This is a genomic window from Clostridium paraputrificum, from assembly GCF_900447045.1.
Classification (GTDB): Bacteria; Bacillota; Clostridia; order Clostridiales; family Clostridiaceae; genus Clostridium; species Clostridium paraputrificum.
In genome coordinates, this window is sequence record NZ_UAWH01000014.1 from 635,050 (window position 1) to 652,468 (window position 17,419).

General features: G+C 28.0%; 16 protein-coding genes and 1 pseudogene. 10 read left to right on the forward strand and 7 right to left on the reverse strand.

Annotation, left to right across the window (positions count from 1 at the left end; genetic code table 11):
- Positions 1–50 precede the first annotated feature (50 nt).
- The 5 genes from DR024_RS07950 to DR024_RS07970 all read left to right on the forward strand — a co-directional run bounded on the left by DR024_RS07950 (position 51) and on the right by DR024_RS07970 (position 4,119).
- Positions 51–392 (forward strand): hypothetical protein, encoded by a 342-nt coding sequence (locus DR024_RS07950; RefSeq protein ID WP_055184728.1) that lies wholly within the window; start codon positions 51–53, stop codon positions 390–392.
- A 198-nt stretch (positions 393–590) separates the two neighbouring features.
- Positions 591–2,513 (forward strand): tetratricopeptide repeat protein, encoded by a 1,923-nt coding sequence (locus tag DR024_RS07955; protein ID WP_111918476.1) that lies wholly within the window; start codon positions 591–593, stop codon positions 2,511–2,513.
- 131 nt (positions 2,514–2,644) lie between these two features.
- Positions 2,645–2,833, forward strand: coding sequence for a hypothetical protein (locus DR024_RS07960; RefSeq protein ID WP_027099457.1), 189 nt, complete (start codon positions 2,645–2,647; stop codon positions 2,831–2,833).
- A 403-nt stretch (positions 2,834–3,236) separates the two neighbouring features.
- Complete coding sequence (locus DR024_RS07965; RefSeq protein WP_027099458.1) at positions 3,237–3,668, forward strand: Hsp20/alpha crystallin family protein; 432 nt, start codon at positions 3,237–3,239, stop codon at positions 3,666–3,668.
- Between the two features lie 16 nt (positions 3,669–3,684).
- A complete protein-coding gene (locus DR024_RS07970; protein ID WP_027099459.1) occupies positions 3,685–4,119 on the forward strand; it encodes an Hsp20/alpha crystallin family protein in 435 nt (144 codons plus the stop codon).
- A gap of 34 nt (positions 4,120–4,153) precedes the next feature.
- On the opposite strand, the gene DR024_RS17680 is transcribed toward DR024_RS07970, so the two are convergent.
- The 6 genes from DR024_RS17680 to DR024_RS07995 form a co-directional block, all read right to left on the reverse strand.
- Complete coding sequence (locus tag DR024_RS17680) at positions 4,154–4,297, reverse strand: hypothetical protein (protein ID WP_167539571.1); 144 nt, start codon at positions 4,295–4,297, stop codon at positions 4,154–4,156.
- Between the two features lie 11 nt (positions 4,298–4,308).
- On the reverse strand, positions 4,309–4,479 hold the full coding sequence (locus tag DR024_RS07975) for a hypothetical protein (protein WP_099313761.1): 171 nt from the start codon (positions 4,477–4,479) through the stop codon (positions 4,309–4,311).
- Positions 4,480–4,544: 65 nt separating this feature from the next.
- Complete coding sequence (locus DR024_RS07980; RefSeq protein WP_027099460.1) at positions 4,545–4,958, reverse strand: EamA family transporter; 414 nt, start codon at positions 4,956–4,958, stop codon at positions 4,545–4,547.
- Positions 4,959–5,056: 98 nt separating this feature from the next.
- Positions 5,057–5,791, reverse strand: coding sequence for a TIGR03915 family putative DNA repair protein (locus DR024_RS07985; RefSeq protein ID WP_027099461.1), 735 nt, complete (start codon positions 5,789–5,791; stop codon positions 5,057–5,059).
- A 3-nt stretch (positions 5,792–5,794) separates the two neighbouring features.
- Complete coding sequence (locus tag DR024_RS07990; protein WP_027099462.1) at positions 5,795–7,144, reverse strand: putative DNA modification/repair radical SAM protein; 1,350 nt, start codon at positions 7,142–7,144, stop codon at positions 5,795–5,797.
- A gap of 111 nt (positions 7,145–7,255) precedes the next feature.
- Positions 7,256–8,800, reverse strand: coding sequence for a hypothetical protein (locus DR024_RS07995; RefSeq protein ID WP_111918478.1), 1,545 nt, complete (start codon positions 8,798–8,800; stop codon positions 7,256–7,258).
- A gap of 78 nt (positions 8,801–8,878) precedes the next feature.
- On the opposite strand from DR024_RS07995, the gene DR024_RS08000 reads away from it, so the two are divergent.
- Together DR024_RS08000 and DR024_RS08005 are read left to right on the forward strand one after the other, a co-directional pair.
- Positions 8,879–9,862, forward strand: coding sequence for a rhomboid family intramembrane serine protease (locus DR024_RS08000; RefSeq protein ID WP_111918480.1), 984 nt, complete (start codon positions 8,879–8,881; stop codon positions 9,860–9,862).
- Positions 9,863–9,914: 52 nt separating this feature from the next.
- Complete coding sequence (locus DR024_RS08005) at positions 9,915–10,523, forward strand: DUF2238 domain-containing protein (protein WP_027099465.1); 609 nt, start codon at positions 9,915–9,917, stop codon at positions 10,521–10,523.
- A gap of 196 nt (positions 10,524–10,719) precedes the next feature.
- Here DR024_RS08005 and uvsE read toward each other — a convergent pair whose 3' ends face one another.
- On the reverse strand, positions 10,720–11,958 hold the full coding sequence (gene uvsE, locus DR024_RS08010; protein ID WP_027099466.1) for a UV DNA damage repair endonuclease UvsE: 1,239 nt from the start codon (positions 11,956–11,958) through the stop codon (positions 10,720–10,722).
- 220 nt (positions 11,959–12,178) lie between these two features.
- Here uvsE and gdhA point away from each other — a divergent pair, with 220 nt between their 5' ends.
- The 3 genes and pseudogenes from gdhA (at position 12,179) to DR024_RS08025 (ending at position 17,414) form a co-directional block, all read left to right on the forward strand.
- Entirely contained in the window at positions 12,179–13,525 is a 1,347-nt protein-coding gene (gene gdhA / locus DR024_RS08015) for an NADP-specific glutamate dehydrogenase (protein ID WP_111918482.1), read from the forward strand.
- 289 nt (positions 13,526–13,814) lie between these two features.
- Positions 13,815–15,205: pseudogene (locus tag DR024_RS08020) on the forward strand (glycosyltransferase family 2 protein).
- Between the two features lie 265 nt (positions 15,206–15,470).
- A complete protein-coding gene (locus DR024_RS08025; protein ID WP_027099469.1) occupies positions 15,471–17,414 on the forward strand; it encodes a DNA gyrase/topoisomerase IV subunit B in 1,944 nt (647 codons plus the stop codon).
- The last annotated feature ends 5 nt before the right edge of the window (positions 17,415–17,419 follow it).

Here is a 17,419-nt window from a genome sequence, read left to right on the forward strand (position 1 = left end):
TGATAATCTTGTAGCACCTCTTTAGTTTAATAATAAGGCAGGAGAAGTAGATGAACATAGCAGAAATATATAATGAATATAATAATTTAAATAATATGTTAGTTATTTATGTAGAAGATTTAGCTAAAAAAGAGTTTGAAAGTGAAGATGAAGAAACAGTAATTAATATGTTCTCATCTTTTAAGAGTAATTTAGAGTATCTGTTTGATAAATGCAATGCTATAGAAGCTGATGATGATAATATAAAAGATTTGAAATATTTTTTATTTGATGCACTTTTATTTACAAGAGATGTAATAGCATTTTACAAAGTTAAAGAATTTACAAGAATAAAGATGAGAATAACTAATTATGTAGCTAAAAAAAGAAGAGCAGAAATGTTTCAAAGATAGAACGTAATATATAATAAATTATGAGAAACTGTTAAGGCAGTTTCTTTTTTTCATTACCTTTAGTATGAGTGGGGGGATGTTTGTTTTGATGTGACTTAGATCGCAGTGACGGAACAAGCAAAATAAATATCTACCCAACTTCTTTCATATAATCAATTAATGGTAAAATAATAATGAGAATTTATATAGGAGGATACTATGGGGATAATTGATAAGTTAAAAAAGAGGAAAATTATTAAGGAAGAAGTAAAAGGGGAGGAAAATATAAAAGAAGAAACAATAGAGTGCTATGATGCTTATGGAAGAAAGATAGTTATCTCTAAGAGTGAATGGAAAACTAAAATATTACCTGATCAATTAAAGAAATATAAAAATGATGATAATGCACTATACAATATAATACTATCATCTATAAATGATGGATTTATAGATGAAGTAGTTGAGTCTGCTGAACATTTAAAAGAAATAGATAGGATAAAGGAAAGAGGATATACTATTTTAGCTATAGTATATATGAAGTTATTACAATATGATAAATCTGAGAAGGTATTACTTGAGTATATAGATAAGTATGGGAAGACAGGGACTATACTTACTAACTTAGCAAAAGTATATTATGGACAAGGGCATGAAGATAAGGGGTTAAATACTTTATGGGAAGGTATATATTTAGATCCTAATCAAACTAATGGATTAATGTGGCTTAAAGCTCTTTATAATGAAAAAGAAGGTAAGGAAGCTGAAATTAAAGTCTTAGATAAGGTGAGTAAGGTAAGTGGAAGTTGGTTTCCTCAGGTGCTAATTGGGAAAATGTACTTAGATAATAAAGAAATAGATAAAGCATTAAAGGAATATGAGAGCATAATGGAAATAGTAAAGGATAATGGGTATGCCCTTTCTATGATTTCTGGTGATTTGGGAGCTTCTGGATATGCAGATATTATGGTTAGAATGATGTCTCCCATATATAAATTAGATATTCACGGTATTGATTTAGGAATGAATTTGCTAAGAGGTTATTTAGTTATAAAAGATATTGAAAATGGGGAAAAACTTTTAAGCACACTTTTAAAGCTAGAAAGACCTGATTTAAAGAATTATCTTATGAATATATATAATGAATTTGAAAAAATGAAGGGGGAATCAACTGGAGAAGAGTTAGGTGAAATATCTATATCTTTGCCAACATATGATTCTCCTTTATGGTATTACTCTTTAGGAGAACCAACTTGGTTACTTCCTAAAAAATCTCAAGATTGCAAAAAGGTTATAGTTTTAGCTTATGCAAATGAAGGGATAAAAGAGGAAAGTAAAGGTCATATTCAAAGAGAAGAGTCAATAGGAAGGTTAACAAGAGCTCTTCCATTTTATTTAGGAGAAAAAATACAGCATGAAATAGAGTTATTATTAAATGTTATAATACCTACAATAAAAGATGTGGGACCAATAGTATCAAGAAAAGTATATGAAGATGATTATATAAAAGATTTATTGGTTAAACGTAATGGGGATTATATGGTTACAGGCGGAATAAGAGAAGAAGAGGATTCTATTTATATAGAGAGTTATATTTATGATAAGTTTGATAATAAGCTTAAAATAAGCAAGAATTTAAACAAAATAAGTTTTGGTAGTGAATTTAATGAAATGATTAAAGAGATAATAGATAGCTTAAAAGTTGAATTAGTGTATTGTGGGGAGTATTATAAAACTCCAAAAGATAATTTAGTTAGCCTATATATACAATCCTTAGCTCAATTATTAAGCCAAAGCTTAGTGAAAAATGAATACTGTAAGAAGGATTCCTTATGGGGGGAAAGAAATATACTAAACTGGTATTTGAATATAGCAGTTGAAAATAGAGATTATCCACACTTTAAGCTTATTCTACTTTCTGGTATAGCTGCTGCTAAGGAATATGGTTCTTCAATATACTTAGAACTAAAAAATGAAGTTTTAACTCTATTTAAGGAGAAGGATGAGCTTGGATTGTCAGAGAAAATGATGCCATTAGTATATAAAATATATGATATGGCTACAGAATTTGAAGATTGCAGAAAAGATCTCATATTAAAGAATAGTAATGATAGTGAGTATACAAAATGGCTACAGAAATTATAACAATATAGAAAAGCAGTAGATATATTAAAATTGAGAAGAGGAAATATCAAAGTATATAAAATAAAAATTCAATAAACTTAATGTATATGATATAATATCTAAAGATTTTCATATTCATAAGGAGGATTTTTATGTTTAGTAAGGAAGAACTTTTGGTTATAGAAGATGCTTTAAAAATTGCAGATAATGAATATATGAGATTATTAGAAGAGAATAGAAATAATAAAAATAGGATGGTAGCTTATAATAGAAAGCAAAAAAGTCTTTGGTTAGTTCAAAATAAGTTAAAGAAGATATTACAAGAAAATAGAGAAAAGTAGTTAGAAATAAAAAAGTTTCTAACTATTTTTTTATGTATTGGAAAGTATAAAATTTAAATTAGCTATAAATCAAAGGTATTATTAGAATCTTATATTAAAAAAAATAAATTAAGGATAATAATTTTATTTTTTCCTTACCTTTAGCATAGGTGGGATATATATTTGTTTTGATGTGACTTGGAGCTTTGTGACGGAATAAGCAAAATAAATATCCACCACACTTTTTTTATTTTCGAGGAAAAAAGATGAAAATTAATTAAAAGAATTGAAAAGAAAGAAATATAAGGTTAAAGCTTTTTCTTTCTCAATGTGAAAGTAAAATTCTCACTGGGTTGATTTTGACTTTCTTTGACTTTAAGCGCATAATAATACTTGTAGAAAGGATTTAAGGAGGTTGTTAAGTATGTTTGGATTAGTACCTTTTAAAACAGATGATGTAAAGAAAAGAAGCGAGTCATTAGAAGATTTCATTACAGAATTTTTTAAGGATGACCATGTTGGAAATATGAACATGGGAATTAAGTTTAAGGCAGACATTAGGGAAACAGCCACTAGCTATATACTAGAAGCAGAATTACCAGGAGTAAAGAAGAAAGACATTACTCTAGAATATAAGGATGGTTACTTAATTGTTGGAGGAAAGCGTGAAGAAGCCAATGAAGAAAGTAAAGATAGCTATATAAGAAGGGAAAGGCATTATGGTGAATTTACTAGAAACTTTTATATAGTAAATGTTGATGAAGAACAGATTTGTGCAGAGTTTAAAGAAGGGGTATTAAAAGTTACAATGCCAAAAGAAAAGATAGAGAATTCTAAAAAGATAGAAATAAAATAATTAGGAGTGATATTTTATGTTTGGATTAATACCTTTTAAGATGAATAGAGTATATAAAGAAGATGTCTTTGATAACTTTTTATCAGAATTCTTTAATGATGACTTTTTTGATATGAGCAATATTAACGGTAGCTTTAAGGCAGATATAAGAGAAACAGATAATGAATATCTTGTAGAAGCAGAGCTTCCAGGAGTGAAAAAAGAAGATATAGAATTAGATTATGAAAATAATAATTTAATTATATCTGCTAAGAGAGATGAGTTTGTAGAAGATAACAATAATAATTTTATAAGAAAAGAAAGACATTACGGAAATTTTTTAAGGAGTTTTTATGTAGAAAATGTTGATAGGGAAGGAATTCAAGGTAGGTTTAAAGACGGATTACTTCAAATAATAATGCCTAAAATAGAAAGAAAAACAAATAGAAATAAGAGAATTAATATTCAATAATATAAGGGATGTAGTATAATCTACATCCCTTATATTATTTATAGGTTGTGTGAGTTGAAGGTTCATCTTCTCCGAAAGGACTTTTTTGATGAGCCTTATTATTTATTTCTTTAGAATAGTTTGGTGAAGTAGGATCAGCTTTAGTTTTTTTATGTTTACAACCATAATTACATGACATATTGATTCCTCCTATTTATTATGAGATAACTTAGATCTCTTAGTGTATTTTTTGCCATTAGCATGAGCTCCTATTTTCTTACCCTTTTCTATACCTATTTCAGCTCCTGCTTCAGAATACATTTTTCTAAGTTCAGCATTAGATTTAGGACGATCTTTAAGCCTATTTTTATTATTATCCATAAAACTTCCTCCTAGAACATCTAAAAGTTTGTACACTAATAGCTTATCCATTCTTAAAAGAAATATTATAATATTAAAACGAAAGTACCTATGGTAATAAGTAGTCCACCTATTAAAGTTTTAGCTGTTATAGCTTCTTTTAGGATTACAAAAGCTAAAACCATGCTAATAACAACACTAAATTTATCTATAGGTACAACTTTTGAAGCTTCTCCTAATTGAAGTGCTTTATAATAAAATAACCAAGATAAACCTGTTGCTATTCCAGATAATATTAAAAATATCCATCCTTTAGTTGTAATATTGCTAATTCCATATTGTTGACCTGTAAGGAAAACTAGTCCCCAAGCCATAATAAGTACAACAATTGTACGAATTGCAGTGGCTAAATTAGAATTTACACCATCAATACCTATTTTAGCTAGAATGGAGGTTAATGCTGCAAAAAGGGCAGATAATAAAGCAAAAACTATCCACATTTTATTTCCTCCTTTTATAGAAGATATCTTTAACATAAAAACATCCCTTTCTATATATAACTATAGTTTATTATAGTATTATTTTAATGTCATTTCTATTAAAATTCACTTAAGTGTTTCCAGTATCTTATAGGCATCATACGTTTTTGTAATTTTGGATTTTTACGTTCTTTTATTGTAGTAGATTCAAAATAGCACTTCCATAAATCTATGTATTCATCTTTGGTGCTTTTAAAAAGGTTATAATCATCTACTGTCATATGAGTAATTTCCCAAGCTCTTTTATTATATATTAAAGCTTTTTCACGATTTATGTCGTGAATTATAAAATACTCATTGGAAAATCTAGAACTAAAGTGGGCGGCAATTAGTTCTAAGATATCATTATCAGGTTCAATAGAAGAATATAAGAATTTATTTTCAATTAAAGAAAAACGTATAAATCCTTCAAATCTATGAGCTTCTAGATAAACTCTTCTTCTAATATCTTCTACTATTTTAACTATATCTAAATTAAGAAAAGCGTGAATATCTTTTCCAAGATTAAATGCAGCTTTTATATATTTTAATGCTATAATACCAGCATCTTTGTTATTACTAAGAAAGACTATATATAAGTTTTGTAAAGTTTTAGAATCAATTTTTGTTATTATTGCATTCATTACCTTTTTGGCTTTAATTTCATCAGTTTCTATATAAATAATTTCGTATAATAATAGAGAATTGTAACTTTCAGATTTAAAAATACCAATAGGAGGAACTTTGGAGTAAAAGCTATCATATATAGCTGTTAATAATCCTTCAAATGTACCATCATATAAAAATGTCTTCATAAATTATAACTCCCCGTTAAAAGATGATAATTTATCACTTAATATATTAGTATTTGTTGATGGAAGAATAATTCCAGATGATGTAGACTTATCATAATTATAGTCATCAAAAAAAGAAATTTGATTTGGTTCAGGTGAATTTTTCTTTATATTTTGAGATAATAATTTTCTCTTTATTTTATAATCATCAAAGACCACATCTCCATAGTATTTACCTGAACAGGTTATAAAGTATTTAGCTCTTTTTAAAACAATTCCTAATCTTTTTAAATCCTCATAAGTTAATCTGCAAACCCTTCTAGTTTTAATGATTCTTCTTGCAGATGTTACTCCAATTCCAGGGATTCTAAGTAAAGCTTCATAAGATGCTTTATTAATTTCTACAGGAAATTCATTAAAGTTATTTAATGCCCAATAGGTTTTAGGATCAAAATTTAAGTCAAAGTTATCATTCTCATTTTTTAATAATTCACTAGCTTTAAAACCATAAAATCGTAATAACCAATCAGCTTGGTAAAGTCTATGTTCTCTAACCATTGGAGGATGAGTGATTTGGGGTAAAAGTGGGTTATCTTTTACAACTGGTACGTAAGCAGAAAAATATACCCTCTTTAACTTGAATTTATCATATAAAGATTGAGTTAAATTTAGTATTTTATAATCACTTTCGGGAGTAGCACCTACTATAAGTTGAGTACTCTGTCCTCCAGGAACAAAAGTGGGAGTAGATTTAATACTATTCTTTAATTCTGTATGGCTAATGATAGAATTTTTAATTGTTTTCATTGGTAAAAGTATTTTTTCTTTACTTTTTTGAGGAGCTAGTAGTTTTAGGCTGTTACTTGATGGTAATTCTATATTGACACTCATTCTATCAACATATAAACCTGCCTCTTTAATTAAGTATTCATCAGCTCCAGGAATAGCCTTTAGATGTATATAACCATTAAAGTTTTTTTCTAATCTAATCTTTTTTACTGTTTTTAAAAGAAGTTCCATTGTATAATTTGGATTTCTTACTATAGCTGAACTAAGAAACAACCCTTCAATATAATTTCTTCTATAAAAGTTTATAGTTAAATCACACACTTCATCAGGTGTAAAACTAACTCTTTGAAAATCTTTGGAATATCCATTTATACAATATTTACAGTCATATATACAATCGTTAGAAAAAAGTATTTTTAATAAAGATATACAGCGACCGTCAGGTGTAAAACTATGGCATATTCCACTTTCAGATGCATTTCCAATACCGTTAATATTATTTTTTCTTTTTGATCCAGAAGAGGAGCATGAAACATCATATTTAGCAGCATTAGAGAGAATTTTTAATTTATCCATAAGGTCCATAAAATGTACCTCCTTAATAGAGAATGTATGTTCTTGTATTAACTTATATTATATACGAATATACGTTCTTTCTCAAGAAAAATAAAAAACAACTAATTTTTTTAGTTGCTTTTAAAATGATGTTTTTAGTATTGTAATTATTTCTTTAATATTATTAACATCTATAGGAAATTCAAATGTTGAAAAGGATAAATTAGGATTATTCAGAGTCAATGTTTTCATATAATTTCTTACATTTGTAGTATCTTTAATAGCATGAATTACATAAATATGATTGCTATTAAATAAAAATACTTTATCTAACTTATCAGAGTTCTTAATTAAATACTTTACTATATCTACTTGGGAATTGTTTCTAATTACGTTTAATGTAAAAGAAACCTTATTTGAAATAAGTAAATCTAGTGAAGAAATAAAGCTTTCAATATTTTCAATACTTTTAGGAATTAAATCTACATATTTATAGTTTTGAATTAAAAGTAAAGAAATAGACTGTTGAACATCTACTAAATTATTAATTAGCTCATAAGATTTATTTGGAGTTTTTGGCTTTATTAAGATAAAAGCAAGGGGGGGTGAATTATAACAAATAGGAACAATTATAAAGTTTGAATTTAATAAGTTAAACTTAGAAACAAAACTAAAGCTATTTTTTAGTCTATATCCTTTAATAATATTTGAGCGTTCTGATTCCATAATGTCCTTTAATTCATTTTGATTATTTAGATTATTTAGATCTAGTTTTAGGTTATTTAAACTTATATTTTCTTCACATCTATAACAAATAGGAAATGTGTACCTATAATTTTCAAAAATAGGATAGATACTTATAAGGGAACATGGAATTAATTCTTTTAGTACATCTATATAACTATAAATTTTTTCTGAAAAATTATGATTTGGAGATAGAGATATCAGATAACTATCTTTAAGCTTACTTAAAAATCTATTGTTAGAAGTAATTTTATAATTCTTTATAAATAGATAACATATTGTAGTGTTTAACAGGAATATGGTTAGGATTGGTGGATAACCTAATATTGTATAAAGTACTAGCCCTAAATATGTAAAAACTGTAGAGTAAGCAAAGTTGATAAGTATAGATATAACACTATCAAGTAAGTGTGTATTTTCCTGTTCTGTTAAAGTTATAATATAAGTTACATATTTTAATAATAGATAAAATATATGTTGAAATGTATTGAATATTATTATTTGTGAAAATAGTAAAGGTACATCATTAATGTATTGAGAAAATACTATAAAAGCACCATTTGCTAGAAATAGAGAGTTAATTATAATTAAAACTTCATTAAATTCAGGACTATTAAAGAAGTAAAAGGTTTCTTTGTAGTAAAAGTACAATATTCCTTTCTTTAGCATTTCGCTAGCTATTAATATAATTAGGGTTGTTTTTAAGTCATAAATAAAAACGGATGAAATAAGTATAAAATCATAAAAGAGAATAGGTGTATTTGTAACTTGCTTTTTCCAACACAGTAGAAGAGCAAGTAGTATTATTAATATTGTCAAAAAAAGTATATCGGTAAGGGAAAAGGTTTTATGTTGTTCTATAAAAAAAGCTGCTAAAAGTGAAATTGCACTAAATAGTATTAGTATATTTTTAAATATTTTATTAAGTTTATTTATTTTCATATGTATTCTCCTTGAACGAGGTCTATTATATAATTATATAAAAAAAGTGTTACATAATAAAGTGATGAGGAGAGGAATATGAATAGGCTAAAAGATAAGTTCTTCAGTTATATTACAGCTAAAGAAGGTTTTTATGTAGAATTTTATATCAGTCAGTATAGGAATAACCAAATGACTATTGCATTAAAAAGAGTTCCACAAGGTATTTATGCAATAATACTAACAGATGATAAGTATGAAAATATAGATTATAACGAAGCCCTATATTACCTTAAACAAAAGGGGGAGGGATTTAGTTTACATACTATAGTTTTTACAAGCGAGAGTATATATAATCCTTCATATTCTATTGATAATAAAGTTGTAGTAGATTATTCATCTGGTAAAATCTTGTATTGTGATCAAGGGTGTGAACCTATTGTAAGAATAATAAGAAATGTCACAGTTAATAATGAAAAGATAGTGAGTGAGTTTAAGAGATATTGTATAACATATACACTGATAATTATTAATGTGGCTCTTTTTATTATATGTGCTTTAAAATCAAGAAATATTTTTGATATAGATCCCTACGTATTATTAGATATGGGAGCAAAGTATGGACCTTATATATATTTTGGTGATGAATGGTGGAGATTGATAAGTTGTAATTTCTTACATGGAGGAATATTGCATTTATTATTTAATATGTATGCATTATACATTATAGGAAAACAGATAGAAGATTTATACGGTAAAAAAGCATATATTACAATTTATTTATTATCAGGATTGGGAGGTAGCATATTAAGCTATTACTTGTCTCCAACGTCTTTATCAGTTGGTGCTTCTGGAGCTATATTTGGTTTATTGAGTGCGCTTTTAGTATATGCTTATAATGAAAGAGGAAGAATACAAAAAGGAGCAATTTCAAATTTGCTCTTTGTCATAGGTATTAATCTTTTGTTTGGATTAAGTATGCCTAATATAGATAATTATGGACATATTGGAGGAATAGTTGTTGGAGGAATATCATCCTACTTCATTTATAACTTATTAAAGAAACAAGGAAAAGTTGTTTAAATTACCTTTATACATTATTATATAAATGTAATAGAAATATAGGAGAACAGATATGAAGAAGAGGTTAGGTTATCATTTATTATGTACATATATCTTTTATGTACTTTTAGCAGTTACTTTTGTATGGGATTATTTCTATAGAGATGGAGAAAAGTTATGGCGAATTGGGCTAATATATGTAACTATATTTGCCGCAAGAGTATTATTTTCAAAAACATTTTTGCGAAAATCTAAAGGGGCTTATGTTGTTACATTAGTATTTATATTCTTTGCAATGTATTTAGCTAATGTAATGAACTTTTATGCATTTGAGGCATATGATAAGATTTTACATTTTGCCTCTGGAATATTATTAGCATTCTATGGACTTATTTATTGTGTGTATCTATGTGGAGATCAGAGCAACAAATCTATTAACCCAATTATTTTAGTGGCATTTCCATTTTTATTTTCTGTTGCTTGTGCAGGCTTATGGGAATTATGGGAATTTGCAACTGATAGTATATTTGGATTAACAGCTCAGAACGGATCATTAAATGATACTATGTGGGATATTATTTGTGGAACTATTGGAGGAATTATTTCCTGCACATTTATTTATCTACATATTAAGATTAAGAATATAAAATTTATTCAAACTATAATAAATGAGATGAAGTAAAAGAAGCGCCGTTTGGTGCTTCTTTTTTTTCTTACCTTTAATATGAGTGGGGGGATATTTGTTTTAATGTGACTTGGAGCGTAGCGACGGTACAAGCAAAATAAATATATAAACCATCTTTTTTACACCCTAAGGAATATATTTTTTAAAAGAATATATATTCTTTTAAAATAAAAATAATATAAGTGATATAAATTTAATTATGAAAAAAATATGAGCTTAAAAGTTCATAGCAAAGATATTTTTCTGCAAGCTTATGAAGATATTCTTTAGCCTTACTATAGTTTCTTTCATTTTTTAATTTGAAAAAGTGATTTGTCTCTCGAGAATTTATATTTTCCTCGATTAATTTAAATCCTTCAACCAATGCTTTATTAGTTGAAGCGGAGGTTGGCTCTTTATAATAAAGATTATCTATATATAGATAAAAATCTTTTATATCACTGAATAAAATTAAGTCCTTAGCTTTTTTTAATATATCTTCTCCTTTTTCTATTAAGTAAAGTTTATAACGTTCAATCTCCATTAACCTATCAACTTCAGTTAAAGCATTTTGGGATTCCTTTATTAGATTTATAGTTTTGATAGCAGAGAAGTCTTTATCCTTAACCTCTAACATGATATCTAAATTATAATTTTTCGCAACTGAATAATATTTAAGAAAATCATCTGTAAAGATAGTGGGAGAGTGTGAACCCTTTTTCTTTTTTGTATCTTGTTGGCTATAGTGTACTTTCATATTACACTTCTCATTTGACCAAGTTGATTTTGCTAGTTCAAATAATTTATCTAGAGTATAGTTGTTATCTCCAAAGCATTCATTATGAAGATTATCAAAAACCATAGGAGCATTAATAGCTTTGCAAATGTTTAGCACATTAATAAATGAATAATTTTTTTCATCATTTTCAATAATTAATCTATTTTTTATTGATTTAGAAAGTAGAGTATAGTTATTCATAAATCTTTCTGTTGATTCAACCTTTGAGTCATATACTCCCCCTACATGAAGAATAATTTTATGTTCTGAATTTAGTCCCATAGAATCTAATAGAGAAGTATGGTAATTTAAATCATCAATTGCCTTATTTACTATTTCATCCTTAGGTGAATTAAGCACTGTATATTGACCAGGGTGCATAGAAACCCTCAAGTTGTTATTTTTAATAAATTCACCTATGGATTTTAATTCATTAGAGAAATACTTAGACCAATTGAAGGTATTTATACTATGACTTCCAAAGGGAATTATATCTGAACTAATTCTAAATAGTTTTATTCCAAGTTTATTATTAAATTCTAATATTTTATATAAATCCAATAAGTTATCAGATATAGTGGTCTTAAGAGTTTCTTCATTGTATGAGTTTAATGTAAATTTTCTAGTGGTTCTTAATGGCGTCGATAAAGGTGTACATGCATATCCTATTTTCAATTTATCACCTCTTCTTTATTATTAAGATTAGTGTTTCTTATTTGTTAAAAGAATATAAAGGGAAAGTAAGTTAGTACTAATAAATTGATATTTTGTTAAAGAAAATATTAAATAAGTATGAAATTCATTAAAAAATAGTCCTTTTAATAATTTTTTGTAGTAATCATAAAGAAAATAATGTATTATTAAGGTAAATTAAAATTTAAAAGGGGATGACAAAATGAACGGTAAGCAATATGTTAAATCTGTTCTAGAAAAGGTGGAAAGTCGTAACAAAGGAGAAAAAGAGTTTTTAGATGCAGTTACTGAAGTTTTAAATTCATTAGTGCCTGTATTTGATAAGCATCCTGAGTTCATAAAAGCGGGGCTATTAGAAAGAATGGTTGAACCAGAAAGACAAATTATGTTTAGGGTTCCATGGGTAGATGATGAAGGAAATGTTCAAGTCAATAGAGGTTTCAGAATTCAATTTAACAGCGCTATAGGACCTTATAAAGGTGGATTAAGATTTCACCCATCTGTTAACGCAAGCATTATTAAGTTTTTAGGTTTTGAACAAATATTTAAAAATTCATTAACTGGTCTTCCAATAGGTGGAGGAAAAGGTGGTTCAGACTTTGATCCAAAAGGAAAATCTGATAATGAAGTAATGAAATTCTGCCAAAGTTTTATGGCTGAATTATACAGACATATAGGATTAGACACTGATGTTCCTGCGGGAGATATTGGTGTTGGTGCTAGAGAAATAGGATATATGTATGGATATTATAAGAAGTTAAGAGGAGCTAATGACCAAGGTGTTTTAACTGGGAAAGGCTTGACATATGGTGGAAGTTTAACTAGAAAAGAAGCTACTGGATATGGATTAGTTTATTTTACAGAAGAAATGTTAAAAGACAATGGAACATCATTTGATGGTAAAACAGTAGTTATCTCAGGTTCTGGTAATGTTGCAATATATGCTACAGAAAAGGCTACTGAATTAGGAGCAAAGGTTGTAGCATTAAGTGATTCCAATGGTTATATTTATGATCCAAATGGAATAAATCTTAATGTTGTTAAAGATATTAAGGAAGTTAAAAGAGGAAGAATTAAGGAATATACAGATAGAGTTCCAGGTTCTACTTATACAGAAGGATGTAGAGGGATTTGGACTATTAAATGTGATATAGCATTACCTTGTGCAACTCAAGGAGAAATTAATGCTGAATCAGCTAAAATATTAGTTGATAACGGAACAATTGCTGTATCAGAAGGTGCTAATATGCCTTCGACATTAGAAGCTATAGAAGTATTCCAAAGCAATGGATTAATGTTTGGTCCAGCAAAAGCTGCTAATGCAGGTGGTGTTGCATGTTCTGCTCTTGAAATGTCACAAAATAGTATGAGATTATCTTGGACATTTGAAGAAGTAGATGAAAAACTTCAAGGTATAATGAAGAATATTTATAAGAATGCAAGTGCTGCAGCTAAGGAATATGGAAAAGATAAGAATATTCTTATGGGAGCTAATATTGCTGGCTTTATGAAGGTTGCTGATGCAATGATGGCTCAAGGAATTGTTTAATTAAATAAGTTTGTTTTCAAAAGGAAATCTAATAAAAAAGATTTCCTTTTTTTTTGCAATCTACCTATAAAAATTTTTATATAGTAATAAGAAATAGGGAAACTTAATAATGAAAGTTAAAAAACATGTATAGGAAAAAATATAAAAAATTAACATTAATTTAAAATTAAGATTTTTGCCCTTGATTTTTTGATATAATTGAACTAGTATTAATAAGAACGCATTAACGAGAAAAAAAGACAACAATAATATAATGGGAACTTCTCATTTAATATTAGGAGTGAAAGTAATGGAAAAAGTAATGTATACAGCAATAGCGGTGTTTCAAGTGTTCGCATTTGTAGTTTTATGCTATTACTTGATATTAGGGTTATTTGGAACCTATAGAAAAAAGAAAAAAAGGATTATGCTCCTAAGCGTAAATTTGCTATGATTGTTGCTGCACACAATGAAGAGGTAGTAATTGGGAAATTAGTAAAAAGTATATTAGGACAAAATTATCCGAGGGAATTATTTGAAGTTTTTGTAATAGCTGATAATTGTGATGATAATACTTCAAAAGTTGCAAAAGAAGCCGGAGCAAAAGTGTTTGAAAGGTTTAATAAAGATCAAAGAGGAAAAGGATATGCATTAGAGTGGATGTTCGATAAAATTTATAAAATGGACGAAAAGTTTGATGCCATTTGTATATTTGATGCAGATAACTTAGTACATCCTGACTTTTTAAGAGAAATCAACTCTAAGATGAAGGAAGGTTATAAAGTTGTACAAGGCTATATAGATAGTAAAAATCCAGAAGATTCATGGATTGCAACTTCATATTCAATAGCATTCTGGTCACAAAATAGAATGTTCCAACTTGCAAGAAATAATGTTGGATTCTCTAATCAAATTGGTGGAACTGGATTTGCAATTGACTTTGATACTTTAAAGGAATTTGGATGGGGAGCTACATGTTTAACAGAAGACTTAGAGTTTACATGTAAGGTTGTCCTAAATGGTGGAAAAATAGGTTGGGCACATGATGCTAAAATTTATGATGAAAAGCCATTAGGATTAAAAGCTTCTTGGGTTCAAAGAAGAAGATGGATGCAAGGGTTTACAGATGTTGCATCAAGGTATTTCTTTAAACTTGTTAAAAAGTCTATTAAGGAAAGAAAATGGTATATATTTGATTGCGCATTATATGTTTTACAACCATTTGCAACTTTATTAATGGCTATATCAGCAATATTAACTTTAATTCAAGCAAATGCACCAGAAGGAGCTAATATATTCATTATGAGTGATCTTCTTGGAAGTGCAGGATATCAAGCTATAACATTAGTTCAGTTTGTTATAACACCATTAGTATTAATATTAGATAGAAAGATATCAAAAGGACTTTTTACTATGATTGCATTATTCTCTACTAATATTTTTATAATGCCTATTTTATTAAAAGGTGTTACTGATGGAGCGATTATTGCAGCAGCTAATTTTGGGTTCTATGCAATATTCTTAGTTGCCACATTTATATTTTGTGGGAAGAAAGGTTTAGTTTTCTTCTTTAGATTCTTACTATATGCTCTATATACTATTACTTGGGTGCCAATTACAATCCAAGGTATATTAAGAAAGAATAATAAGGAATGGAATCCAACTAAGCATGTAAGAAATGTTGAAATTTGTGATGTTTAGATAAGTAAATATTTAATAAATTTAAAGTGGAAGTTAAGAATATTAGCTTCCATTTTTTGTTTTTAAAAAATTGTACTGCAAGATAAGCTGTTAAAAAATTCTACAGATACATAGTGGTTGTGGTGATTTTATAATATCTTTAAAAAGATATGGATAAACTAAAAAATATTTATAATAAATAAATTTTGACATAGTAAATAAAAATAAGTATATTTTAATGTAGACAACTATAGAGATAGAAAATATATGTGGAGGGCAAAAGTTTATGAAGAATAATACTACTTATGATGTTACTGATTTGACTTCCTTAGAAAAATTGGAGCCTGTTAGAATAAGGCCAGGTATGTATATAGGTTCAATTGGAAGTAAGGGATTACATCATTGTGTGTGGGAAATATTAGATAATGCTATAGATGAAATTTCTAATGGGTATGGGAATAAAGCTCAAGTTATTTTAAATAAGGATAAGAGTGTTACTATAAAAGATAATGGAAGAGGTATACCAACAGGAATTCACCCAATTAAGAAAAAGAGTGGGGTAGAGATGGTATTTACAGAGCTTCATACAGGAGGAAAATTTAATAATAAGAATTATAAAACTTCTGGAGGGCTTCATGGAGTTGGAGCAGCGGTAGTTAATGCCCTTTCAAAATGGGTTGAAGTTGAAGTTTATCAAGGCGGAAATATTTATCGTCAAAGGTTTGAATACGCATATGATAAAGAGCTAAAAAGAGATATGCCAGGTACCCCTGTTACAAAACTTGATATAGTAGGTAAAAGTAAGGAGACTGGGTCTAAAATTACATTTATGCCAGATGGAGAAATATTTTCTACAATAGATTTTAAGTTTGATGTGATTGATGAGAGATTACAAGAATTAGCCTTCCAAAATAAAGGTATTAGGCTTGAATTAATAGATAATAGAAGAGATGAAGAAGTTAAAAAAGAATATTATTCTGAAAGAGGACTTTTAGATTTTATAGATTATTTAAATGAAAGTAAAACTAAGCTTCATGAAGCACCTATTTTATTTGAGGGTGAGAGAGAAGTTAGTGGACTTCAAATGTATGGAGAAGTATGTATTCAATTTACTGATTCAACTACAGATTATATTGCAAGTTATGTTAATAATATTCCGACAACGGAAGCTGGAACTCATGAAACTGGTTTTAAAACTGGTATGACTAGAGCTTTTAAGGAATGGGCAAGAAAGCTTGAACTAGTAAAAGGAAAAGATAAGGAATTTGAAGGTGATGACCTAAGAGAAGGTATGACTGCTATAGTTAGAATTAAAATAACTAATCCTGTTTTTGAAGGACAAACTAAAACAAAGCTAGGAAATAATGAAGCCTATACTATGATGAATGACTTAGCTTACACTAAGCTTGGTGAGTGGATAGAGGATAATAAAGAGCTTGCAACAATGATAATAAACAATGCTCTTGCGGCTGCTCAAAGAAGAGAAAAAATAAAAAAGATTAATGATGCAGAAAAGAAAAAGATTGGAAAAGGTACAGCACCTCTTGCAGGTAAGGTTGCAGTATGTACTTTGAAAAATAAAGATGTAAATGAATTTATAGTGGTTGAGGGAGATTCAGCTGGTGGTTCTGCAAAACAAGCTAGAGATAGAAGATTCCAAACAATAATGCCTTCAAAAGGTAAAATAATGAATACTGAAAAGCAAAAGCTTGAAAATGTATTAGCATCTGAAGAGCTTAAGATTTTTAATGCTGCTGTAGGTACAGGTACATTAGATAATTATAATGAAGATGATTTAAAATATAACAAAATAATTATTATGAGTGATGCCGACGTAGATGGTTATCATATTAGAACACTTTGGATGACCTATATTTATAGATATATGAGACCTTTAATTGCTAATGGACACTTATATTTAGCACAACCTCCTCTTTATAAGGTATATAAACATACTAAAAAAGGAGAGGTTCAAAAGTATGCTTATAGTGATGATGAATTAGAACAAGTTAAGAAGGAAATAGGTAAGGGGGCTCTTATTCAAAGATATAAGGGACTTGGAGAAATGAACCCAGATCAATTATGGGAAACTACCCTAAACCCAGAGTCAAGAACTTTACTTCAAGTAACTATAGAGGATGCAGCAAAGGCTGAAAGAATGATATCTCTACTTATGGGAGATGTAGTTGAACCAAGAAAAAAATATATGTACAAATACGCAGAGTTCTAGAAAGG